This window comes from Chitinimonas prasina, assembly GCF_030160395.1.
GTDB classification, from domain to species: domain Bacteria; phylum Pseudomonadota; class Gammaproteobacteria; order Burkholderiales; family Chitinimonadaceae; genus Chitinimonas; species Chitinimonas prasina.
In genome coordinates this window covers 745,779-766,845 of sequence record NZ_BSOG01000001.1, presented here as the reverse complement: position 1 = coordinate 766,845, position 21,067 = coordinate 745,779, and the positions used below count along the sequence as shown (strand labels likewise).

Annotated in this window: 21 protein-coding genes and 1 tRNA gene; 5 read left to right on the top strand and 17 right to left on the bottom strand. The window is 61.9% G+C overall.

What is annotated here, in order from left to right; genetic code table 11:
• Nucleotides 1-557 precede the first annotated feature (557 nt).
• The 12 genes from QQK16_RS03685 to QQK16_RS03630 form a co-directional block, all read right to left on the bottom strand.
• A complete protein-coding gene (locus QQK16_RS03685; RefSeq protein WP_284195071.1) occupies nt 558-1,118 on the bottom strand; it encodes a dihydrofolate reductase family protein in 561 nt (186 codons plus the stop codon).
• 394 nt (nt 1,119-1,512) lie between these two features.
• Nucleotides 1,513-2,040 carry an REP-associated tyrosine transposase gene (locus QQK16_RS03680; protein ID WP_284195070.1) on the bottom strand — a complete coding sequence of 176 codons (528 nt, stop codon included), beginning with the start codon at nt 2,038-2,040 and terminating at the stop codon, nt 1,513-1,515.
• Nucleotides 2,041-2,327: 287 nt separating this feature from the next.
• Nucleotides 2,328-3,095: a hypothetical protein gene (locus tag QQK16_RS03675; RefSeq protein ID WP_284195069.1), complete on the bottom strand. Its 768-nt coding sequence runs from the start codon at nt 3,093-3,095 to the stop codon at nt 2,328-2,330.
• Nucleotides 3,096-3,292: 197 nt separating this feature from the next.
• On the bottom strand, nt 3,293-4,258 hold the full coding sequence (locus QQK16_RS03670; protein ID WP_284195068.1) for a GNAT family N-acetyltransferase: 966 nt from the start codon (nt 4,256-4,258) through the stop codon (nt 3,293-3,295).
• A 7-nt stretch (nt 4,259-4,265) separates the two neighbouring features.
• Nucleotides 4,266-5,057 carry a class I SAM-dependent methyltransferase gene (locus QQK16_RS03665; RefSeq protein ID WP_284195067.1) on the bottom strand — a complete coding sequence of 264 codons (792 nt, stop codon included), beginning with the start codon at nt 5,055-5,057 and terminating at the stop codon, nt 4,266-4,268.
• 97 nt (nt 5,058-5,154) lie between these two features.
• Complete coding sequence (locus QQK16_RS03660; RefSeq protein WP_284195066.1) at nt 5,155-6,417, bottom strand: ABC transporter ATP-binding protein; 1,263 nt, start codon at nt 6,415-6,417, stop codon at nt 5,155-5,157.
• A gap of 1 nt (nt 6,418) precedes the next feature.
• Nucleotides 6,419-7,030, bottom strand: coding sequence for a 2OG-Fe(II) oxygenase (locus QQK16_RS03655; protein ID WP_284195065.1), 612 nt, complete (start codon nt 7,028-7,030; stop codon nt 6,419-6,421).
• On the bottom strand, nt 7,027-7,650 hold the full coding sequence (locus QQK16_RS03650) for a glutathione S-transferase family protein (protein WP_284195064.1): 624 nt from the start codon (nt 7,648-7,650) through the stop codon (nt 7,027-7,029). Before QQK16_RS03650 ends, QQK16_RS03655 begins: the two co-directional genes overlap by 4 nt.
• A 2-nt stretch (nt 7,651-7,652) precedes the next feature.
• Complete coding sequence (gene metW / locus QQK16_RS03645; protein ID WP_284195063.1) at nt 7,653-8,240, bottom strand: methionine biosynthesis protein MetW; 588 nt, start codon at nt 8,238-8,240, stop codon at nt 7,653-7,655.
• Complete coding sequence (gene metX, locus QQK16_RS03640; protein WP_284195062.1) at nt 8,237-9,379, bottom strand: homoserine O-succinyltransferase MetX; 1,143 nt, start codon at nt 9,377-9,379, stop codon at nt 8,237-8,239. The genes metW and metX overlap by 4 nt, the downstream gene beginning before the upstream one ends.
• Before the next feature lie 98 nt (nt 9,380-9,477).
• Nucleotides 9,478-11,265, bottom strand: a complete 1,788-nt coding sequence (msbA, locus tag QQK16_RS03635; protein ID WP_284195061.1) for a lipid A export permease/ATP-binding protein MsbA — start codon at nt 11,263-11,265, stop codon at nt 9,478-9,480.
• Nucleotides 11,266-11,336: 71 nt separating this feature from the next.
• Nucleotides 11,337-12,365: an extracellular solute-binding protein gene (locus QQK16_RS03630; RefSeq protein WP_284195060.1), complete on the bottom strand. Its 1,029-nt coding sequence runs from the start codon at nt 12,363-12,365 to the stop codon at nt 11,337-11,339.
• A gap of 239 nt (nt 12,366-12,604) precedes the next feature.
• Between QQK16_RS03630 and QQK16_RS03625 the strand changes: the two genes are divergently transcribed.
• A complete protein-coding gene (locus tag QQK16_RS03625) occupies nt 12,605-13,951 on the top strand; it encodes a flagellar cap protein FliD N-terminal domain-containing protein (RefSeq protein WP_284195059.1) in 1,347 nt (448 codons plus the stop codon).
• The gene (locus tag QQK16_RS03620; RefSeq protein WP_284195058.1) at nt 13,944-14,768 is read left to right on the top strand and encodes a substrate-binding periplasmic protein; all 825 of its coding nucleotides are present in this window, start codon (nt 13,944-13,946) and stop codon (nt 14,766-14,768) included. The genes QQK16_RS03625 and QQK16_RS03620 overlap by 8 nt, the downstream gene beginning before the upstream one ends.
• Nucleotides 14,769-14,962: 194 nt before the next feature.
• Here the strand turns inward: QQK16_RS03620 and QQK16_RS03615 are convergent, their stop codons facing one another.
• From QQK16_RS03615 to QQK16_RS03605, 3 genes are all read right to left on the bottom strand, one after another.
• Nucleotides 14,963-15,736, bottom strand: a complete 774-nt coding sequence (locus QQK16_RS03615) for an SIR2 family NAD-dependent protein deacylase (RefSeq protein WP_284195057.1) — start codon at nt 15,734-15,736, stop codon at nt 14,963-14,965.
• A gap of 5 nt (nt 15,737-15,741) precedes the next feature.
• A complete protein-coding gene (locus QQK16_RS03610; RefSeq protein ID WP_284195056.1) occupies nt 15,742-16,311 on the bottom strand; it encodes a phosphoglycerate mutase family protein in 570 nt (189 codons plus the stop codon).
• 129 nt (nt 16,312-16,440) lie between these two features.
• Nucleotides 16,441-16,617, bottom strand: coding sequence for a hypothetical protein (locus QQK16_RS03605; RefSeq protein WP_284195055.1), 177 nt, complete (start codon nt 16,615-16,617; stop codon nt 16,441-16,443).
• 1,072 nt (nt 16,618-17,689) lie between these two features.
• On the opposite strand from QQK16_RS03605, the gene QQK16_RS03600 reads away from it, so the two are divergent.
• A complete protein-coding gene (locus QQK16_RS03600; protein ID WP_284195054.1) occupies nt 17,690-18,490 on the top strand; it encodes a transporter substrate-binding domain-containing protein in 801 nt (266 codons plus the stop codon).
• 132 nt (nt 18,491-18,622) lie between these two features.
• Here QQK16_RS03600 and QQK16_RS03595 read toward each other — a convergent pair whose 3' ends face one another.
• The gene (locus tag QQK16_RS03595) at nt 18,623-19,357 is read right to left on the bottom strand and encodes a substrate-binding periplasmic protein (protein WP_284195053.1); all 735 of its coding nucleotides are present in this window, start codon (nt 19,355-19,357) and stop codon (nt 18,623-18,625) included.
• A 535-nt stretch (nt 19,358-19,892) separates the two neighbouring features.
• Here QQK16_RS03595 and QQK16_RS03590 point away from each other — a divergent pair.
• The gene (locus tag QQK16_RS03590) at nt 19,893-20,225 is read left to right on the top strand and encodes a hypothetical protein (protein ID WP_284195052.1); all 333 of its coding nucleotides are present in this window, start codon (nt 19,893-19,895) and stop codon (nt 20,223-20,225) included.
• Between the two features lie 215 nt (nt 20,226-20,440).
• A complete protein-coding gene (locus QQK16_RS03585) occupies nt 20,441-20,824 on the top strand; it encodes a hypothetical protein (protein ID WP_284195051.1) in 384 nt (127 codons plus the stop codon).
• 145 nt (nt 20,825-20,969) lie between these two features.
• On the opposite strand, the gene QQK16_RS03580 is transcribed toward QQK16_RS03585, so the two are convergent.
• Nucleotides 20,970-21,044: transfer RNA gene (locus QQK16_RS03580), tRNA-Thr, on the bottom strand.
• Between the last annotated feature and the right edge of the window lie 23 nt (nt 21,045-21,067).

Genomic DNA, 21,067 nt, shown 5'->3' with positions numbered 1-21,067 from the left:
CTTGATGCAGTTGAGTCGGCCTGGAGAGACGCGAGAGGGTTCTCATACTGCAGAGTAGGGATCGATCCGTCGCGTCCTAGAGAGTGCCTTCTTGAGTTCAAGCGAACCGATGTTGGCACCGAGCGACTCACGAGCACATCGATCAAACAGCCGATCTCCCGGTATGTTATTCGAGTTAAAAGCACATCGCGTAGCTTCCGTCCCGACCAAGTGAGAAGTTATCGGGTTACGCTTGAATCACTTCAAACGAAACAGGTGCTGGCAAGGACAGAGCTACTGATGAGCAGTTTGGCACCTCCTTGCCAGGACTTTGGGACCGAAGTCGCCAGCATGCTGATGCGCAGCTTCTCTATCCGCTAATCGAACAGCAACCCTTGCGCTGAAAGTGAAAAACCCGGTGGCGGCATACGTCCTATTGCGACGAGGGGAGTGCGCCGACGTGACCAAGGCTCAAGATGCTGCTGCCACGCTAGCTTATGCCGTCTTTACGGCGCAATGCGCTTTGCTTATTGCGCCCTACGCATGGCGTTTTCTGGGGGGCTATTCGCGGGTGATGGCTATCTTCTCGGTTCATACCGCATTGCTACCGCGCCTGAGCCGACATCCAGCCGGCTGACGAACTGCAGATCTAGCGGCTTTGACAAGCCCGCGAACAAGGTTGGGCCATGGCCTACCAGCCTGGGATGTATCACGAACTCGTACTCATCTATCAGGCCCAGCTCAGCCAAGGCTTGGGGGAGCTGCACGCCGCCGACGAACAGCCCTTTGCCGGGTTGCTGCTTGAGTTGCTGCACAGCGCTGCCCAGGTTGCCGCGCAAGCGTTCTGCGTTCCAATCGACCTGCTCCAGGGTGCTGGACACCACGTACTTTTTTGCGGCGTCTATCGTCCGTGCGAAGGGTTCCATCCAGGGCGCCATCCAGTCGGGTCTTGTTCCTGTTTGCGCTGGCGACCGAAACGCGGCCTCCATCATTTGGTAAGTCACCCGGCCGAAGAGGAGGGCGTCGGCCTGTTTGAGGTTTTCGATGGCGTGACGATGCAGCGCTTCGTCTGAGGGCATCATCGTGTGATCGTAGCAGCCATCCAGTGTGATATTGATGGAGTAGCGAAGCGGGCGCATGGTGTGCTCCTGACGTGGCTGGACGTTGTAGTTTAGTGGCACCTGCGCGCGCGGGAGGCTTGGTCTGGTCATAAGCGGGTGCGGCCTTGGTGTGTCGATACACATCAAGGTGGGCCATGCCGAGTGAGGAGATGCGGCGCAATGCGCTTCGCTTATTGCGCCCTACGCATTCAATGCGGCTAGTTATCGCGTATTGCCATGGGAGGACGATGGTGTCTCGTACTTGGGTATATCGAGACAGTATGGGGTGGCTCTATGAGCCGCTAACAAAACCCTTCTGGCGTTGTTGTGCGAGCTTGCCGTACCCACGTACTGCCATCGCTCGCACGCCTAGCCAGAACCGCTACGCTAGGTTTTGTTAGCCGCTCTAAGCTAGCGCGCAGTGCGCCCGTATTCAATCGCTGTAGCTCAGTCCACCGCTTGGTACGCCAGCCCAATCTGCGGGATAGACTCCCCTGGCAACCAGCCGATGGAATGTGGAATAGGGCCAGTCTGATACGGATTGGACGAGGCCATGCTTTACCGGGTTGATATGTACGTAATCCATATGTGACCGATAGTCCGTTTCATCACGGATAAGGTGCTCCCAATAGCGCCGTTGCCAGATGCCACGTTCACCCCTCTGCATGCGGGTGGTGCTGCGTATCTCCAGTTTGGGGATTTGCTTGGAGAAGTGGCCCTTTATCAGGCGCCAGCGCAGGGAGAAATCAGCGTCGCCGTGTGGTAGTTCGATTACACAGTGCAGGTGATCGGGTAGTACCACCCAGCCATGGATGATGAAGGGATGCGAGGCGCGCACGTGCGCTACTGCGGCGCGCAGCGCAGCAACGTGGCGTACCAGGAGATCGTTGTTGTGCCGTTGCAGGAGGTTGACGGTGAAGAAGTAGGTGCCGCCAGGGCACCAGGCGCGCCGGTAATCCATGGGCAGATTTTGCCCAGCGGAATCGTGCGGCGCAATGCGCTTTGCTTATTGCGCCCTACGGTGATGGTGGCGTGCCTTGCATTGGGGTGTTTGCTGGGTGAGGGTGCATTGTGTGGGCAAGCCATCGTGCCTTTGGGTGGCGTTGGCTCGACTGCGTCTGGGGGGCTTTGCGTAGCTTTTCCTGTGGATGTTGAGGTTGCGACCGTAGTTGAATCTGCCAAGCGTGCCATGCGGCGCAACGCGCTGTGCTGATTGCGCCCTACGGAGTGGGGTATCCCGGCGTGGGATCAGGTGAGGGGTTGCAGCACCATGCTGGACTTGTTTTCCTGTCGTTCGCCGGCGCCGGATGAGCGGTTTTTTTCTTCCTTGCGGATCAGGACCAGGCGGTCGCCGACTACGCTGTAGCTGCGGTCTTCGTCGCTTTGCTGCTCGAAGCTGACGACGATGAAGGCGCGGCCGGAGAGGTTGAGGCGCATGGTGCTGGCGAGTGGTGTGCCGTCTGCGGCGATCCAGATGGTCAGGCGTCCTTCGAAGTCCTTGACGTATTTCCGGTCGCGTTCGGCCAGTTTATCTATGGTTTTCTCGAAGATCAGCTTGCGGGCGGGTTTGCCGTTGTAGGTGTCGGCGGTTTCGCCTTTGTAGGTGCTGTCTTCGATCTCGCGCGCCAGCGCGGTGGCGGCGGAGGTCATGCTGCGCAGTTCGGTGAAATCCAACGCGCGAAGGGCGTACAGGGTGGGGGTCTTGCTGTTTTTGTCTTTGCTGTTAGCGCGTTGTTCGTTCTCGGCCCGCGTCAGTATGTCCTTGCCATACAGCAGTTGCAGGCCGCGGCTGCTGTCTTCCAGGGTGAGGCTGGCTTGGCCATGGCGGTCTTCTGCTTCTTTGCCGTCGCCCTGGCGCGTGCTGGTTTTGATCTCCAGGGCGGCTTTCAGCGGCATCTGCCCCTGCAGGCGGGTTAGGGCGGCCTTGAGGTCGGCCAGGCCATCGGCATGGGCCTGTAGGCTAACGAGCAGCAGGCAGGCCAGCAGGGCGGGGATGTGGATACTGGGCAGGTGCATGGGCGGCTTCCTGTTGGGGGGAGTGCTGAGACAGGGGGCTGCCGGGGGGAGTTCGCGGGCGGCTGAAATTCGTTTCGCCTGCGGCTTTGTGAGCCGGTTCAGGCTGCGCTGCCGTTTAACGCCAGGGTTGCCCTGGCGCTTGCACAGTACCTCATCGCTGTCATCACCTACCAATGACCTGCGTCCATAACAGGCCCTTACCGGAAGTCGGTATCGCCGGCGGTGAGCAGCCAGCGGTTGGCGACGGCATCGGGGCTGGGGCCGGGGGACCAGGCGTTGCAGGGGATGAGGACGTCGATGTCGATCTGCTTGGGGCGGCTGAGGAAGTGGCGGGCATGTGCCTGGCTGAGCCACATGGTGAGCAGGGGAGTGTCCTGCTGGCGGGCGATCTGGGCGGCGGCTTGGGCGCAGGCGTCCCAGTCCTGGGGGGCGGCGACCAGGTCGAGCAGTTCCATGTTGCTGGCGTGGCGCCGTAGTACGACCAGTCCGATGGGCTGGCGGCTGAGGCGATGGCGCAGCAGCCAGAGCTGGTAGTCCACGGTGGGGTGGTTGAGGTAGCGCTGCTGCAGGCGGGCGGCGTCGCGCAGGCCCAGGATGTCGTGTGGTAGAGAGGTGTGCATGGCCTGCCAGAGTTGGGCCAGCTCGCGGCTGTGTGGGTGCAGCTGTTGCAGGCGTTCGGCTTGCTGCGACCAGGGGAGGGGTGCGACCTGGGCGGTGAGCCAGTGCAGTTCGATGACTTCGCCGGTGGGCTGATACAGGCCCAGCCGCTGGGCGACCTGCATGGCGCGGCGGTTGGGGAAGCCGAAGCCGTGCAGATAGGGGCGGCCGTGACCGATGTAGCGGTCGAGGAAGGTGGAGGCGACTTCGAAGAAGGGGCCTTTGCGGCTGAGCGAGCTGCGATCCTGCTGTCTGACCATGACGTCGCCTATCTGTACGGCCAGACAGGGTTTGCCGGCGTCGAGCACGGGGCGCGGCATGGCGCCGTAGTGGGCGGTCAGGTGGCCGTCGGCCTGCCATAGGCCCATGGCCAGGCCGCGTCCTTCGCCATACTTCCAGTGCCAGAGTTCGGGGGGCATGGCGCTGCCGAAGGCGACGCTGAACAGGTCGTTCATGGCGCTTGCGTCGGCTTCGGTGAGGAGGCGCAGGGTGGCGGCGTCGGTCATGGCGGGGTCAGGCGGCTTGGACCGGGCTGGGGCGGGTGAATTCCAGGTAGCGGTACTGGTATTCGCCCTGGGCGTAGTGGTGCTGGTAGCGCTGGTTGGCGGTCTGCAGGTGATCGAGCATGGCGTCGTCGATGGGCAGGGTGGCCAGGAGCTGGGGGCGCAGCTGGGCGACGGTGCGTTGCAGGTAGCTGACGGTGTGGGCGGCGGCGGTGGAGTGATCGTGGTTCTTGATCAGGCTGTAGCCGTGCGCTGCTGCGGTGTCGAGGAAGGTGGTGAGGGCGTGCAGGCCGGCGATGTGGGTATCGCGGGCGAATTCATCGAGCACCAGGACCCGGCCCTGGGGGGCGAGCAGGCGGTCTATCTGTTGCCATAGCTCGGCGGTGGGGATGTATTGGCTGGATTCCTGGAACAGGATGAGGTCGTATTGTTGGTCGGTCTGGTATTGCTCGAAGGTGGAGTGCACGACCTGGGTGCCGGGGCAGCGCTCGGCTGCGATGCGTACCTGGGCGGGATCGGGCGTGAGGCCGGTGACCTGGTAGCCGGCCTGGACCAGCTTGCTCAGGGTGGTGCTGAGGCCGATGCCGACTTCGAGCAGCTTGAGGGGGGCGGGGGGGAGTTGCTGGAACAGCCAGGTGGTGGAGCGTGCCTGGGCGGCGGCGACGGGTTCGTCGGCGGTTTCGAACAGGCCGTAGTGCAGTGAGTCGATATGGCCGGTCTGCAGTTGCAGGAGTTCGGCATAGACATTGAGCGGGAACGGGAACTGGCGGGCTTCGAGGTTTAGTGGGGTGGGGGTTTGCATGGCTGGTAAGTGGCGGCGCCTGGGCCGGTTCAGTGTAGGGGATGCGGCCGTGCCCTGGCAGGTGTTCCGGAGGGCGTGGCGGCAAAATAGGGGTGGTTCATCGGGAGATTTCGCCAACCTGCCAGCTGTGGGGCAGGGTGACGACGCCGATCTCCAGGCCTTTCTGATAGACCCGGAGGCTGACGGCAGCCTCTACCGTATCGTAGGGTTGGATGGCGTTCTCATCAAGCAGCCAGACATCGACCAGGTAGTGGCCCTTGAGCAGGGGCAGGGTGGGGTAGGTGAGTTGTACTTCACCTTGGCCTTGCGGGTTGAGCCTGAGGTTGATGTTGTCGTTGTGGGTGCCGCTGGAGCAGACGACGCGGCGGTCTTCGGTATGTATGCCGATGGCGACGGAGGGGGCGGGCAGGCCTGGGGCGCATTCGAAACGGATGCGCAGGGTGAGGTCGGTAACCCCGGTAGTGGCTTCGATCTCGGATACGGCTTCGCCGTCGTGGGCGATGGCTTTGACGTCGAGGATGCGGCAGGGGGTGTCGGTATTGTCGCGGACGGAGGCGGTGGGTTCGGTGGCCTGGGTGGGCTGGAACGGGGTGTCGTTCTGTTCGGCGGCTTCCTGGCTGCGCAGGAAGCCGGTGTAGGCGGTGACGACGCTGGCGGGATCGCCGGCGGCCATGACCTTGCCTTTCTCCAGCCAGACGACCTTGTTGCAGAGGGCTTCGACCTGGTACATGGAGTGGGAGCAGAACAGGATGGTGGTGCCGGCGGCCTTGAGCTGCATGATGCGCTCGAAGGATTTGCGGGCGAACATGCCGTCGCCGACCGACAGGGCTTCGTCGATGATCAGTATCTGGGGGTCGACGTGGATGGCGACGGAGAAGGCGAGCCGGACGTACATGCCGCTGGAGTAGGTCTTGACCGGGCGGTCGATAAAGTCGCCTATGCCGGAGAAGGCGACGATCTCGTCGAAGCGGGCCAGGGTTTCTTCTTGCGACAGCCCGAGGATGGCGGCGTTGAGCAGGACGTTTTCGCGGCCGCTGAAGTCGGGGTTGAAGCCGGCACCCAGCTCCAGCAGGGCGGCGACGCGGCCACGCACTACGCAGCTGCCGGTGGAGGGGGTGACGGTGCCGGACACCAGTTGCAGCAGGGTGGATTTGCCAGCGCCATTGCGTCCGACCAAGCCGATGACGTCGCCTTGGGCGATGTCGAGGTTGATGTTGTCGAGCGCGACAAAGGGTGGGGCGCTGCGGTAGAAGCGACCCAGCAGCAGTTTGCGCAGGCGGTCTGCGGGGTTGGCGTGGAGGTCGTAGTGCTTGCTGACCTGGCTGAGTGTGATGGCGGGGGCTTGCATGGGGTGGGACATATCAGCGCCTCATCCAGCCGGTGATGGACCAGCGCGGTTGTTGTGCGGGCAGGACTTCGTGCCAGTAGCGCTCGGACAGGAACAGGACCAGCCGGCCCGCCTGGGGGGCGATGTCGGTGTAGTGGTCGGCCTGGTCGGGGTCGTGCCATAGCCTGAGCTGGCCGCCGTCGTGGGTCTGCCAGCCGCTGTTGAGGTAGCAGACCACCGATACCACGCGGGCATCGTCGTCGCGGAAGCGGTCGAGGTGGCGTTTGTAGAAGCTGCCTACGGGGTAGTGGGCGTAGTGGAATTCACCTTCGCGTATGCCCAGGAATAGTTCGCGGTTGAGGCTGCCTTGCAGGGCGTTGATGCGCTGCCAGTAGGCGTGTTCGGGATCTGAGGGCTGCTGGGGGTCGAGCCAGCGGACGTTGTCGCCACGGATTTCATCGCGTTGGGAGCGGGCGTCGGCGCGGCCTACGGCGGCGCGGTGGAATTCGCCTAGCTGTTGGCGGCGTTGGCCTTCGGCCCGCAAGGCGGTGGCTTGATCCTGGCTGAGGAAGTCGTCGTAGACCACCCAGCCGGTATGTGCCAGCGCGTCGATCAGCGCGGGCAGTTGTGCTTCAAAATCATTCATGCGGTGAAGTTGCGTTTCCAGATGGGGGCGAGCGCGGTGTGGCTGAGAGTGCTTTGCAGCGCCGCCGTGAGTTTGGGGCATTCCTGCTGGAACCAGTCGCGACCGGGGCGCCAGTGGCTCATGGTGGCGGCCAGGAGATCAAGGACGGTGAGCTGCTGGGTGAACAGGAAGGGGGTGTCGCCCAGTTGGCGTTCTAGCGTGCGCCAGTAGTCTTCCAGGCGGGCGCGGGCGAAGGCTTTGAGGGAGCCTTGTTCGGCTTCGCCGGCAATCCAGCGTTCGGGGAAATCGCCGATGCCGATGGCGGCGTAGGCGTTGGCGGTGAGGTAGACCAGCCAGCGCAGTACGGTGGCCCTGGCGGCGGCATCGGTGGGCAGCAGGTGGCTGGCGGGATATTGCTCTGACAGCCAGATCAGGATGGCGACGCTCTCGGTGAGGACCGTGCCATCCGGGGTGAGCAGGGTGGGCACCTGGGCCAGCGGGTTGAGCCGGCGCAGTTCGTCGACGGCGGGGCCGCCGCTCCATGGTTCGGCCTCGATGTACTGGTAGGGGGCGCTGACCAGGGTGAGGGCGGCTTCAATGGCGGCGGAGCCGCAGCCTTTGCAACCATAGAGCGTGTACATGCTCAATCCTTTTCGAAGCGGACCAGGGCCAGGCTGCCCAGCAGGTTGGGCAGGAAGGTGATGCGGCGGCCTTGGTGCATGACGATCTGGCTGGTGATGCGGGCGCCGTGCGAGACCAGCAGGGCGTCGAAATCATTCAGCGTGCAGAGGTGGATGTTGGGGGTGTTGTACCACTGGTAGGGTATGGTCTCGGACACGGGCATGCGGCCCAGGGCCAGTTGCCAGCGGTTTTCCCAGTAGCCGAAGTTGGGGAAGGTGACGATGCCGGTGCGGCCTACCCGCAGCATTTCGTCGATGATGGCTTCGACATGGCGCATGGACTGGATGGTGAGCGATAGCACGACGTAGTCGAAGCTGCTGGCTTCGAAGCCGGCGAGGCCGGATTCGAGGTCGCGCTGGATGACGTTGACGCCTCGGCCGACAGCGCCGATGACGCTGTCCATGTCGATTTCTATGCCGTAGCCGCTGACCTGCTTGTGGTCGCGCAGGTGGGCCAGCAGTTCGCCGTCGCCGCAGCCGAGGTCGAGTACGCGGCTTTCGGGGGCGATCCAGCCGGCGATGCGGGCCAGGTCGGGACGTAGTTCGCTCATGCGCCCACCTCTTCGGCGACGCGTTTGAGGTAGGCATCCATCAGGCGCATATAGGGTTCATCTGTCATCAGGAAGGCGTCGTGGCCGTGGACCGATTCGATTTCGGCGTAGACCACGGGTTTCTTGGCGTCGAGCAGGGCTTTGACCGTCTCCTTGGAGCGTTCGGGCGAGAAGCGCCAGTCGGTGGTGAAGGCGACGATCAGGTATTTGGCGGGTGAGGCGGCGAGGGCGGCGGGCAGGCTGCCGCCGTAGTGGCGGGCCGGGTCGAAGTAGTCGAGCGCCTTGGTCATCAGCAGGTAGGAGTTGGCGTCGAATACGTCGGCAAAGCGGTCGCCCTGGTAGCGCAGGTAGCTTTCGATCTCGAATTCGGTGCCGTAGCCGAACTGGTAGCCTTCTGCCAGCAGTTGGCGGCCGAATTTGCCGCCCAGGCCTTCGTCGGACAGATAGGTGATGTGCCCCAGCATGCGGGCGAGCTTGAGGCCGCGCTTGGGCCAGACGCCATGCTGGTAGTAGTCGCCGCCGTGGAATTCGGGATCGGTGAGGATGGCGTTGCGGGCGACGTCGTTGAAGGCGATGTTCTGGGCGGTGAGCTTGGGGGCGGAGGCGATGCTGAGGCAGTGCCTTACCCGGTGGGGGAAGGTGACGGTCCATCGCAGTGCCTGCATGCCGCCCAAGCTACCGCCGATGACGGCGGCCCAGCGTTCGATGCCGAGGCGGTCGGCCAGGCGGGCCTGGGCATGTACCCAGTCGTTGACCACCACTACCGGGAAGGCGGAGCCCCAGGGCTGGCCGGTGGCAGGGTTGATGCTGCTGGGGCCGGTGGAGCCGTGGCAGCCGCCCAGGTTGTTGACCCCCACCACGAAGAAGCGGTTGGTATCGATGGGTTTGCCGGGGCCTATCATGGTGTCCCACCAGCCGGGGTATTTGTCGTCGGGCTGGTAGCGGCCGGCTACGTGATGGCTGCCGGACAGCGCGTGGCAGATCAGGATGGCGTTGGAGCGCTCGGCGTTCAGCGTGCCATAGGTTTCGTACATCAGCTGATAGCGAGGAATGACGGCGCCGCCCTGGAGTACGAGCGGTTCATCGAATTCGGCGCATTGTGCGCTGACGATGCCTACGGAGTGTGGGTCTGGGGTCATTGCCGGAGCGGGGCTGGAATGGATGGGAGAGTGTAATGGATGCGGCAGGTGTGGCCTAGGGTGTGCGCGCTGGGTGTCGGTGCCCGGCTGGGTGTGGATCAGGGGGCATCGCTGCGCTGTTGTCGGTACAGGTTGGCATAGACGCCGTTTTGCTGCAGCAGTTCATCGTGGCTGCCGACTTCGGCGATGCGGCCGCCCTGCATGGCGACGATGCGGTCGGCTTTTTCTATGGTGCTGAGGCGGTGGGCGATGACGAGGGTGGTACGGCCCTGCATGAGGACGTCGAGGGCGGCCTGTACCTGGCGTTCGGATTCGGTATCGAGTGCGCTGGTGGCTTCGTCCAGTATCAGGATGGGGGCGTTCTTGTAGAGGGCGCGGGCGATGGCGAGACGCTGGCGCTGGCCGCCGGAGAGGCGGGTGCCGTTCTCGCCTATCTGGGTGTCGTAGCCCTTGGGCATGGCGCTGATGAAGTCGTGGGCGTAGGCGGCGCGGGCGGCGGCTTCGATGCGGGGCTGGTCTAGCTGTTCTGCGCCGTAGGCGATGTTGGCGGCGATGCTGTCGTTGAACAGGATGACATCCTGGCTGACCAGGGCGATCTGCCGGCGCAGGCTGGCCAGGGTGTAGTCGCGCAGGTCGTGTCCGTCCAGCAGGACGGCGCCTTCGATGGGGTCGTAGAAGCGGGGCAGCAGGGTGGCGATGGTGGTCTTGCCGCCGCCGGAGCCGCCGACCAGGGCGATCACTTCGCCGGGAGCGATGTCGAGGTCGACGCCGTTGAGTGCCCAGGCGGCTTCGTCGCTGTAGCGGAAGCGTACCTGCTGGAAGCGGATGGCGCCTTGGGTGTGGGTTAGCTCCTGCTTGCCGTTATCGGGCTCGATGGGCTGGTCTATCAGACCGAACGCGGTCTGGGCGGCGGCGAGGCCGCGCTGCAGCTGTTCGTTCATCTTGGTGAGGTTCTTGATGGGTTGCTGCAGTTGCAACATCCACACCATGAAGGCGATGAAGTCGCCGGCGCTGAGGACATGTGCCTGGCTGCGCAGGCTGGCGAAATAGATGATGGTGGCCAGCACGATGGCGACGATGAGCATCACCACGCCGGAGTTGAGGGCTGAGCTGCTGTCCAGTTTGACCATGGCTTGGCGCACCTGCTTGGCGGCGTCGTCGAACCGGGCTTCTTCGTAGCGCTGGCCGCCGAAGACCTTGACGATGCGCTGGCCGCCCAGGGCTTCGTCGAGGATGCGGGTCAGCTCGCCCATGGTGCTTTGGTTGAGCAGGCTGAGACGACGCAGGCGGCGCCCCATGACGGTGACGCAGACCGCGATGGCGGGGATGACGGCGAAGCAGAACAGGGTGAGCTGCCAATCTATCAGCAGTAGCGAGCCCAGCAGGAAGACCACGGTGAGGCTGTCCTTGAACAGGACGGTGAGTACCTGGGTATTGGCCTGGGTGATGATGCTGACGTCGTAGGTGACACGTGACAGCAGCACGCCGGCGGATTCGCGGTCGAAGGCGGCGACGGGCAGCCGCATCAGCCGGTTGAACATGAGTTTGCGTACATCGTGCTGCACCCGCGAGGCCAGCCAGGAGGCGGCATAGGCGTTGACATAGGTGGCGATGAAGCGGATGAGGCCGACGATGACCAGCGCGACCGGCACGCCCCACAGCGGCCAGGCGGCGGTGAGGTTGTCTGGCAGCAGCTTGCCCAGGGCGGGCACGGCGCCACCCTGCTGGCCGAAGTTGTGATCGATCAGCGGCTGCATCAGCCAGCCGAAGCTGGCTTCGGTGGCGGCGACCAGGGCCAGCGACACCATGGAGGCGAGCAGGGGCCATTTATAGGCCAGGGTATGGCGCAGTATGCGTAGGTAGAGTTGGCGGCTACTGGGCGGCACGGGGAGATCGCTGAAGGGGGGAAGGCGGCATTGTAACGCAGGGGGCGGTGCCGCCGGCCATGCGGGTGGGGTCAGAACATGCCGCGGCGGTAGCCTGACAGGATGCGCTGCCAGAACTGGGCTCGGCGCTCCGGGTCTTCGACCGGCTGCAGCCAGACCAGTTTGTCTTCTTCGGTGCTGTCGGTGGAGGGCTCGATAGTATTGGAGAGGCCGTGGCGCAGGGTGAGCTGGCGGCTGACATCGCGGTTGAGGGTGTAGTTGATCCAGGCGCTGGCCAGCGGGTTGTCGCGGCCGCCCATCAGTATGGCCCAGCAATCCAGCCAGGCCAGTGCGCCTTCACTGGGGATGATGTAGCCGACGTCCTGGCCGCTGGCGCGCAGGGCCTTGATCTGCTGGCCGCCGTAGTTGCCGAAGGCCAGGGCGACAGGCTTGGTGCGGAACAGTTTCACTACGTCTTCGGGTGAGCTGTATAGCAGCGGGCGGTTGGCGCGCAGGGCGATCAGTTGCTTGACGGTTTTGTTGAAGTTGGCGTCGGACAGCTGGAAGGGATTGCTGATGCCGGCCAGCAGGGCGGCCATGCTGAAGTTGTGGCTGCTACCTTCGTAGAGCAGGATGCGGCCGCGATAGCGGGGCTCCCATAGCGCTGCCATGGAGGTGGGGGTGGTCTTGACCAGCTTGCGGTTGTAGATCAGGCCCATCTCGGCGTAGGTGTAGGGCACGGCATAGAACTTGCCGTCGCGCTGCAGGGCGGGCAGGGTGGCGGGATCGCGGAAACGCTTGAGCTGGTGGCGGGCGTTGGGGATACTGTCTGGTTTTATGGGGACAACCAGGCCGCGATTGACCAGGCGCTGCAGTTCGGCAAGGTTGACGGCCAGCACGTCGAAGGATTCACCGCCTTGGGTGCTGGCGCGCTCCCAGAGGTCGTCGTCGGTGGTGACGAAAGTGACTTCGACCCGGGCATCATTTTGCCGCTCGAAGGCTTGTACCAGATCGGGATCGGCATAACCGGGCCAGGCCAGGACCCGCAAGGTGCCACCGGCCTGGGCGGTAAGGCTGGCCAGAAGGAGACACAGGTAGAGGCGTAGTGCGTTAGGGAGCATGGTTCGTTAAGGGCAGAGGTGTTCTAGCAGCTTGGCAACTGCAAGCCCGCTTGTCCAGTAAGCTGCTATGGATTGTTGTTGGCGGGGCTGGGACACTACACAAAGCGCGCTGGGAGACTATAGTGGGAGTAGCCCGGTTGAGGGCGTGATGCTGGGCTGAGATGTGATCAATTACCCAGCAATATACTGAATAATTGCTTAAAATTAATACCTTGCTGGATATTCTGGGAGCAGGAGCCATGCAACTTTCATTGGTTGACGCCGTACTTTCGAATCGCCTGAGCCAAGCGGGTTTGCAGGCTTTGCCAACGGCTGGTGCTGGCGGCACGGCCAGTTCGGGCGATGTCTATGCGCCGGACCCCAGCAAGCTGGTGGAGTTGTCGGGCTATGGCCAGTTGCTGTCGGCCGCCTCCCGCTTCAACGATACACTGGCGGCCGGTGCCGGTAGCTTCAGCGGTACCCGCGATGCCAACAGCACTAGCAGCAGTGTGGCGACGGCCAGCTATGATGCGTCTGCCGCTGCGGCAGCGTATAGCCTGAACGTGACTGAGCTGGCCAAGGGCCGTAGCGTGGCGAGTGCTTACTTCGCGTCATCGTCTGAAGGTGTGGTCAGCGTGGGCAGCTTTACCATACAGACCGGCACGGTGGATGGGGTGGGGGCGTTTACGGCGGATAGCAGCGAGGCCAAGACGGTGACGGTGACCGATGGTTCGCTGGCCGGCTTGGCGACGGCAATCAATCAGAGCGGTGCTGGGGTGACCGCTGCGGTCGAGAATGATGCCTATGGCTACCGCCTGAAGATTACCGGGAACCAGATTGGCGCGGGCAACAGCTTTCAGCTGCAGACCAATACCTCGGATCCTTTCGTCAACTACACCGCCAATTTCAACATACTGAATTTTGCCCAGACCCAGGCGGCGACCAATGCCAGCTATACGGTCAACGGCGGGAGCGTGCAGACCAGCACGACCAATAATGTGCCGGTGGGTACCGGGATCAATGCCACCTTGAAGGCGGTGGGAACGACTACCCTGGCCACCGTGGATGCCACAACCCTGGCGCAGAATCTGACCAGTGCCTACAACGCCTTGCAAGGCAGCATCAAGCAGGCTACTGGTACGGGTGGGGCGGTAAATACCAATGCCGGTACCGCCAACCAGTTGGCGACCGATTTGCGCAGCCAGGTTACAGCTACCTATGTCAATGCGCCGTCAAGCCTGACCAGCCTGAGCCAGTTGGGGTTCAGCCTGAGCAATGGCGATGCCACCAGCCCTCTGGCGCTGAACACCACGACGCTGCAGGCGGCGCTCAATAGCGATACCAGCGGGACGCTGTCCTTGCTGGCGCAGGCGGTTTCGGCCCTGAAGGGAACCAGTGCGGGTTATACCGATGCGGCCAATACCAATCCGGCCAATGGCTTGCTGGCGCAGCAGCTGAGCTTGTTGGACAGTATCAAGACGGGTATTACCACGGCGAATCCTGGCTTGAGCGGCTTGTCATCCAATGTGGTGGATAACCTGGTGCGGCGCGAGATTGGTGCGGGCGCCGCTGCGCTGGGGCTCTCGGGTATCTCGATCTATGCGTGATTGGCACCAACCCATGCAGCCCGGCTCGTCTGCGCCGGGCTTTTTTGTGCGCGTCGTGGCCAGTATGGTGCTGGCGGCGCTGGCGTTGGCCGCCAAGGCAGAAGAGCCAACGACCTTACGGGTAGCTGGGGCGGTTTGGTGCCCTTACAACTGCATGATCGACAACAACCCCGAGCGGCGCGGTTTTATGTTCGATATGTTGTATGCCATCGCTGCCAAGCAGGGTCTTGCGGTGGAGTATGTGGAGCAACCCTGGCGGCGGGCCATCATCACTACCCGCGCCGGCCAGCAGGCCGCGCTGGCGGGGACGCTGAAGACGGATACGCCGGATTTTGTTTTTGGCAAGCAGGCGTTTGGCCATAGCCGTAGCTGCTTTGTAACGCGCAGCGTGTCGAAGTGGCAGTACCGGGGTGAACGCAGCCTCAAGCGCTTGCGGCTGGCGGTGAACAAGGACCAGACCTTTGGCGACCCGGTGGACAAGGCGGTCAACGACCCGCTGAACCGGCTGTATATCTTTTTTGGTGCCGGCAGCGATTACTTTCCGCGCCAGATGGAGGCGGTGGCCCGTGGCCAGGTGGAGGTCACGCTGGAGGATGAATATGTGATTCGGGACTGGCTCAAGCAGTCGGGCCGGCAGTCGGAGTTTCGGCTGGCTGGCTGCCTTGATAGTGGTGAGGTGTATATCTCGGTGCCGCCAGGCAACCCCCAGGCCAAGCAGTTGGTCGCCATGTTCGACAGCGGGGTGCAGGCCCTGCGGCAATCGGGTGAGCTGGCGCGCATATTGGCCAAGTATGGTTTGGAGGATTGGCGGCGTTGAGCGCCTGCTATGAACTCAGGTCATTGGCTGGTGATGAGGGACTGAGCGGGTGCCAGGGCAACCTTGGCGCGGGTGGTCAGCGCAGCCTGAGCCCGTAGACTCGCTCTTGATTGGTTCCACCCCGCGTCTGGCTTTGCTGGTGATCGTCGTTGTTTTAAATAGCCGTCTTTTCTTGGAGCCTGTTCACAAATTTTTCACCCAGCGTTCCGGGCTGTGCCGGATGGCGGCCAAGCCTGGGCCAGCAGGGCGGGGAGCCAGGTGCCGGATGGACCTAGCAGGGTGTGTTGGGCCAGATCCTGATGGGCGGTGGCCTCGGCATTGATGAGGGCGATGGTTGCGCCCTTGCGCTGTGCCAGTTGGGGCAGGCTGGCGGCGGGCATGACCAGGCCAGAGGTGCCGATGATCAGGAACAGGTCGCAATCTGCCGCGGCTTGCTCGGCGGCGCGGTAGATGGCCGTAGGCAGCTGCTCGCCAAACCAGACGACATTGGGGCGCAGGCTGCCGCCGCAGTGCACGCAGCGTGGTGGGGTGTCGTCGTCAGGGCCGGCCTGGCCCGGCCTGCGGCAGGCAAAGCAGATGTTCTCGCGCAGATTGCCGTGCAGGGCCAGGACGCGGGTGCTGCCGGACTGTTGGTGCAGATCATCGACATTCTGGGTGATCACCGTCACCTGTGGGACATATTGCTCCAGCGCGGCGATGGCGTGGTGGCCGGCATTGGGTTGGGCCTGAGCCAATAGTTGCCTGCGCCATTGGTACCAGCGCCAGACCAGCAGCTTGTCTTGCCGGTAGGCTTCGGCGGTGGCCAGGTCCTCGGCACGGAAATGGCTCCAGAGCCCGGTCTGGGCATCGCGGAATGTGGGTACGCCGCTTTCTGCCGATATGCCGGCACCGCTGAATACCACCACATGGCGGGCCTGGCGCAGGGCTTGCAGCAAGATCTCGGGGATGGTGTGGGCGGCGCTGGGCATTGTGCTTAGTTGAACAGGCTGAGGCGGTTGCCGTGGGGGCTGCGTTGCAATTGGTAAATGTCGCCAAAGGCGGTTTCGGCGATGACCACAGGCTGGCTGATGCCTGCCAGTTTGATCAGCTCGGGCACCGTGTTGCTATGGCCGACGATGACGACATGCTTGCCGCAGTAGTCCTGCGCCAGTCGCTGTAATAGTTGGGCCGGTTGATCGGGATTGTAGAGGATGACATCCAGCTGCCTGGCCTTGGCCAAGGGCGTGGCGGTGGCGCGGGTGCGTTGGTAATCGGTGCTGAATACGGCGGCGATGGCCTGCTGGCTGAATTTCTCTACCAGGGCCTGGGCACGCGCCTCGCCCTGGGCCGACAGGGCAGGATCGCTGCCGCCCTGGGCGGATTTTTCGGCGTGGCGCATCAGGTAGAGTGTGCCGCTATCGCATGCCTGGGCGGTTAGGGAGAGACTGCACAGCAGGGCCAGGGCGTAGAACCAGATTGAACGCATGAGGGAGCCGGTACGGAAACGGGAAAGCGCCATGGTGCTATGGATGGGGCCGGCTTGACCAGTGTGTTGTAGCAACATGGTGGGGCAACGCCCTTGGGTTGCATGGCAAAGCCGGGTTAGCGGCTGGCGCAGGCTTGGACGCTGCATTGGCCGCCGCAGCCAGGGCAGGGCCCGGCCGGAATAGCGGCCGGGACGGGTGAGTGGTCGCTACCAGAGTTCCTTGGCCACGCTGGCCTTGTCGCGCAGGTCTTCTATCTTCCTGCGGACATCGCGCCGGCGCACCATTTCCTTGAGGTAGCCCTCGGCGCTGACCAGGGGCAGCGTCATCATGGCGGCGAGGGAGTCGTTGGCGGGAGCCTTGGGACTGGCGGGTTTTTTCGGCATGGTGTTGTGCATCCATTCGATAAGGTGGCGCGCTGTCACCGCACTGCTTTTCTAACACGTTCTGCAGGGGGCTACCAGCCTGCCAGGCTGGCAATATGGGCAATCGGGCCGGCGTGGGCGAGGAGCGGGCTGGTGTTGTGGATGGACGGCGTGCTGGCTGGCCGACGGCATAGATGGTGACTGCCTTGCCTGGCATGGCCTCTGGCGTTTTAGGCGGGGGCAAGGGCGGGGTTTGGGTGCCAGGGCGGCGCGGCACCGGGCAGGTGCCGGCTGTTGCTGGGATTGCCCTAAAGTTGCGGCTGGCTAGCCACAGTGGCGCGTGCGGCTGAAATGACCGATTGTCGGAAACTATGCCGTTGTCACTTCCGTTATCCCTCAAATGGGGGATAATGAAGCCTTCCTCCTCCTCTGGCCGCCGATGTTTGGCGGCCGTTTTTTTTTGCCTTGCGGGGGAGTGGACTAAGGGACGCTACGGTAGCTGCCGTCGCTGAGGCATTTTGCGCCAGGGCTGCCGCAAATGGCAGCCGCGCGGCTTGGCAGTATTCCCCCTTTTTGTTCAGGACCTATTCCACCTTTGTAGGTGCGAAGGGGCTGGTTGCCTTGTATGCCCAGCATGCCTCCCCTGATTGAAGCCACCCCCACACATTCCTCGTCACCGCGCCGGAAGTCTACGCTGCACGATACGTGGCGGGATATCACTGATGGCTGCCATCATCTGTATGGGCAGCAATACACTACGATTCAATGGCATAGCGGACTATTGGAAGGCCGGCGGTCTGTTGCCATGGTCGCCATCGCGTTCGTTGATCTGATGCTTGCGGTGCTTTCTGATCTGGGCGGCGACTGATGGATTTCTGCCTATAGTGGCATATGGAGCAGCGTCGATTGTTGGGGGGGGGGCGAGAAGCCTTCATGCCTCATGAGCAGGCGTTGTTCGACAAATTTCGTCTTGAGGGCAGGGTAAACCGCAGCATACATGCCAAGCGGATAATGGCATGCTAATGGGATAAGCGGCTTGCGCGGACATCGTCTTGCGGCCGTTTTTTTATTTGGATTGTTAGACGGAATAGCCATGATGACTCGAAGCCTTATCTCTTATCTTGTAATTGCGGCCCTGTCGCTGACGGCCCAGGCCGACCTGGTGGATGACATCCGCGCCCGTGGCCAGTTGGTAGTGGGTACCAATGCTGATGCACCGCCGTTCGGCTTTCATAACCGCGACAAGACCATCTCTGGCTACGACGTGGATATGGCTGCGCTGGTCGCCAAGAAGCTGGGGGTGAAGTTTGTGGTGCAGAACCTGGACCCAGCACAGCGGATAGAGCTGCTGCGCGGCAAAAAGGTGGACCTGATTGCCGCCATGCTGACCAAGACGGTGGAGCGGGAGCGGCAGGTGGATTTCTCTTATGGCTATTTTGTGACCGGACAGAAGGTGCTGGCGCGCAAGGGCCGTTTTGCCGACCTGAAAGCGCTGGAGACGGGCAGCATAGGCGTGGCGCGGGGGACGACCTCGGAAGCGCAGTTCAAGCAGCTGTTCCCCAAGGCGACCTTGGTCTCCATGGATGACACCAATGCCGCTGTGGGTTTTTTGCAGGGGGGCAAGATTGATGGCGTAACCGCCGACGAGCCGGCCCTGGCGGGCTTGCTGGCCAAGCTGCCGAATCGTCAGCAGTATGAGATATCGGTGTTCTCGCTCTCGACCGAGGCTTATGGCATGGCAGTGCGCAAGGGCGAGCCGCGCATGCTCAAGCTGGTGAACGAGGCTCTGATCGAGGCTGAGCAAAGCGGCGAGGCCGCCCGTATCTTTCAGCGCTGGTTCGGGCCGGAGACTTCGGTGCCGCTGGCGCGCTTCTTCAAGATAGGCGGCGCCTGACAGGGTGTTGGCCAGACGTGTGGAGCCCGGCGTAGTTGTGCCGGGCTTTTTTGTTTTGGTGCAGCTAAGCAAGCTCTTTTGGCGTGGATGTGCGAGCGTGCCTTTGCCCATTGCCGCTGTGCGCTGGCTGAGTCATTGTATGCTGTACTTGGTCAATATTGCCTGCCATGCGGGGTCAGCCTTGCTTGCCAGCAAGACTTCATCAAGCGCAGCGACCATTTTGTCTTCGTGCTTGGCGGCCAGGATATGGCGGCTGAAGCTGATGTGGGGGCGAGCGGAAACATATAAGCGGTTCTGCAGCCCATGCCAGTTGACCAGGTAGCGGTAGATGGTCTGAGGGGCGATGGTGACATCGCAGCGCCCCGCTGCCACTTTGTGCAGGTTGGCGAGCTCCGCGGCGACATCTTCCCTTTGTATATCCTTGCCAAACCGTTCATCCAGATCCACATATCGATGGCCCAAAACCCCGGCGAACAGTTTTCCCTTTAATGAATCCGGGCCTGTGTATTCGATCTTTCGTGCGGGGTGGGACAGTACGGCGTTCGCATCTTCCATCAGGGGGATGGACCATCTAAAGCGGGTCTTGTTGATATCGCCAACAAAGCGCGGGCTCATGAATAGTACGAGGCCTTTGAAGTCTGGCTGATGGATGACCGTGGTGTTCAGCCTTTCGCGCGGCATGGTCTGGAGTACAAACTGGTAGCGGCCTTTGAGCTTGCTATTCAGATAGGCGACAACATCGGCGGCTAAACCACCTTTGTCCAGCACAAACGGTTGCGATAAGTAGGTGTTGTAGGCATTCAATACTTCTTCTGCCATGGCAGGCGCGGCCAGTATCAGCAACAGGCAATGACGGAACGTAACCATGCTGCCTCCTGTGACCTCGGGATTTGTGGCCATGTCGTTGACGGCCGCTTGCGTATGGGTGAGGCACTTACGCATGAAGTATAGTTAGCGGGCGGCAGAGTGGCGCTACTGTGTGGTGGCGGCGCGTGTTCGAGGCGCTGTCTTGGTGGTGGTGCGGTATCTGGCGCGGCTGCTTGGCCTTGTGGTGGTGCGTGCTTATCTCCACGCGGATGGGGTGGCAAATCGCGCGGGATTTCCTGGGTACGCCTGAATGCTTAGATTGCTGCTTCGGTCTGAGCGCTGCCAACAAGACCCTTTGGGTTTTGGTATGCGAGCTTGCCGTAACTACTTGCTGTCTGTTGCTAGCGCTCACACGCCTCGCCAGAGCCTCTATGCTGGGCTTTGTTAGCGGTGCTAAGCGACTGATGATTACATACGGCGCAATGCGCTTTGCTTATTGCTCCCTACGGAATGGATACAACGTGATGACGATTATTGAAATAAGGCCAAAAGTTTCCGTGGGGGCATCTATTTTGATGAAAACTGTCAAGCGCTTATGAGTGATGGTTATGTCGAGTGGCCCGATGAGTATGATAGTTATACAAATTGGAGGGTGTTCAAGAGGGGTGTTGAGATGGACGTATATGTGAAAGATGATTCTGTGGTGTGCGTGGCTTGTTTTGAGGGTTGTACATTAGATGGGGTCTGTCTGATTGACATGTCGCCGTCTGAGCTAGTAGTGATTCTGGGATGCCCCGATGAAATTGGTGAGGCTGTTTGGGTGTCGGAGGATAGGAGGCAGGTGCCGTATGAGTATTTTTCGCTTGGCCTGCAGATTTGGTTTGAGGCGGACAAGGTGGTTTCGGTGTTCTGCAACGCTACCTATTGAAAATGGTCTAAGTGCAAGAGAGGGCGTACGCCGGAATGCACTTTGCTTGTTGCACACTGCGCGCTAGCCAAAACCGCCACGCTGGCCTTTGTTGGCGGCGCTAAGTGGCAGATTATTACATACGGCGCAATGCGCTTTGCTTATTGCGCCCTACACGCTAGTGGCCATTTCATGGTGTTGATAAGGTGGTTTTGAAAATAGATTAAGGGCATTCGATGAGGGTTAAAGTTGGCAGTGTCAAAGAAAGGCGGGCGAATGCGACCGTTGTTGCCTTTGATTCATCTTTCGGCGGAGCATCTGCATATTGGATTGGTACGGCTCCGGTTGAGGGTGCATCTTACGACGTTGAAATGGAGGTGTCCGGTGTTTTGACCTGGGGCGCTGAAATTGCCGAGGCCACGGTTGGTGAGTCGATATTTGAGGAGGAGGGGTGTGTTTGCCTCGTGGGGAGTGTCCAGTCTTTGAGCAATGATGGTGTGGCGGTGGTGCAGTTGGGAAACGACATCGTGCTCGTTGAGACCGTCTGTATGCTGCCGGTAGTTCCACGCAGAGTAAAAATGCGAGTGCCGAAAATTATGTTGTTTGACACCAATACGTAAGCCCAGCACCCATGCATCCTGGTAAGGCGTTCTGTGGGGCTAAGGCGAGGTGCTGGCCGAGCTGTGTGACCAGTTTTCGGTGTTGGGCCTTGTAGGCAGAAACAATAAAGCCCGGTACTTGCGTACCGGGCTTTGTGTTTACTGCTGGTGCCCATGGGCAGATTCGAACTGCCGACCTCTCCCTTACCAAGGGAGTGCTCTACCCCTGAGCTACATGGGCTTCCAATCTGGATGTGATTGGCA

Excerpts from the sequence above, each read along its gene's own strand:
- QQK16_RS03675 (WP_284195069.1), bottom strand. The coding sequence starts at position 3,095 with ATGCACCTGCCCAGTATCCACATCCCCGCCCTGCTGGCCTGCCTGCTG.
- QQK16_RS03660 (WP_284195066.1), bottom strand. The coding sequence starts at position 6,417 with ATGTCCCACCCCATGCAAGCCCCCGCCATCACACTCAGCCAGGTCAGC.
- QQK16_RS03600 (WP_284195054.1), top strand. The coding sequence starts at position 17,690 with ATGATGACTCGAAGCCTTATCTCTTATCTTGTAATTGCGGCCCTGTCG.
- QQK16_RS03585 (WP_284195051.1), top strand. The coding sequence starts at position 20,441 with ATGAGGGTTAAAGTTGGCAGTGTCAAAGAAAGGCGGGCGAATGCGACC.
- QQK16_RS03630 (WP_284195060.1), bottom strand. The coding sequence starts at position 12,365 with ATGCTCCCTAACGCACTACGCCTCTACCTGTGTCTCCTTCTGGCCAGC.
- QQK16_RS03620 (WP_284195058.1), top strand. The coding sequence starts at position 13,944 with ATGCGTGATTGGCACCAACCCATGCAGCCCGGCTCGTCTGCGCCGGGC.
- metX (WP_284195062.1), bottom strand. The coding sequence starts at position 9,379 with ATGACCCCAGACCCACACTCCGTAGGCATCGTCAGCGCACAATGCGCC.
- QQK16_RS03650 (WP_284195064.1), bottom strand. The coding sequence starts at position 7,650 with ATGTACACGCTCTATGGTTGCAAAGGCTGCGGCTCCGCCGCCATTGAA.
- QQK16_RS03680 (WP_284195070.1), bottom strand. The coding sequence starts at position 2,040 with ATGGATTACCGGCGCGCCTGGTGCCCTGGCGGCACCTACTTCTTCACC.
- QQK16_RS03685 (WP_284195071.1), bottom strand. The coding sequence starts at position 1,118 with ATGCGCCCGCTTCGCTACTCCATCAATATCACACTGGATGGCTGCTAC.
- QQK16_RS03625 (WP_284195059.1), top strand. The coding sequence starts at position 12,605 with ATGCAACTTTCATTGGTTGACGCCGTACTTTCGAATCGCCTGAGCCAA.
- QQK16_RS03615 (WP_284195057.1), bottom strand. The coding sequence starts at position 15,736 with ATGCCCAGCGCCGCCCACACCATCCCCGAGATCTTGCTGCAAGCCCTG.
- QQK16_RS03655 (WP_284195065.1), bottom strand. The coding sequence starts at position 7,030 with ATGAATGATTTTGAAGCACAACTGCCCGCGCTGATCGACGCGCTGGCA.
- QQK16_RS03590 (WP_284195052.1), top strand. The coding sequence starts at position 19,893 with ATGAGTGATGGTTATGTCGAGTGGCCCGATGAGTATGATAGTTATACA.
- metW (WP_284195063.1), bottom strand. The coding sequence starts at position 8,240 with ATGAGCGAACTACGTCCCGACCTGGCCCGCATCGCCGGCTGGATCGCC.
- QQK16_RS03610 (WP_284195056.1), bottom strand. The coding sequence starts at position 16,311 with ATGTTGCTACAACACACTGGTCAAGCCGGCCCCATCCATAGCACCATG.
- QQK16_RS03665 (WP_284195067.1), bottom strand. The coding sequence starts at position 5,057 with ATGCAAACCCCCACCCCACTAAACCTCGAAGCCCGCCAGTTCCCGTTC.
- QQK16_RS03595 (WP_284195053.1), bottom strand. The coding sequence starts at position 19,357 with ATGGTTACGTTCCGTCATTGCCTGTTGCTGATACTGGCCGCGCCTGCC.
- QQK16_RS03605 (WP_284195055.1), bottom strand. The coding sequence starts at position 16,617 with ATGCCGAAAAAACCCGCCAGTCCCAAGGCTCCCGCCAACGACTCCCTC.
- QQK16_RS03670 (WP_284195068.1), bottom strand. The coding sequence starts at position 4,258 with ATGACCGACGCCGCCACCCTGCGCCTCCTCACCGAAGCCGACGCAAGC.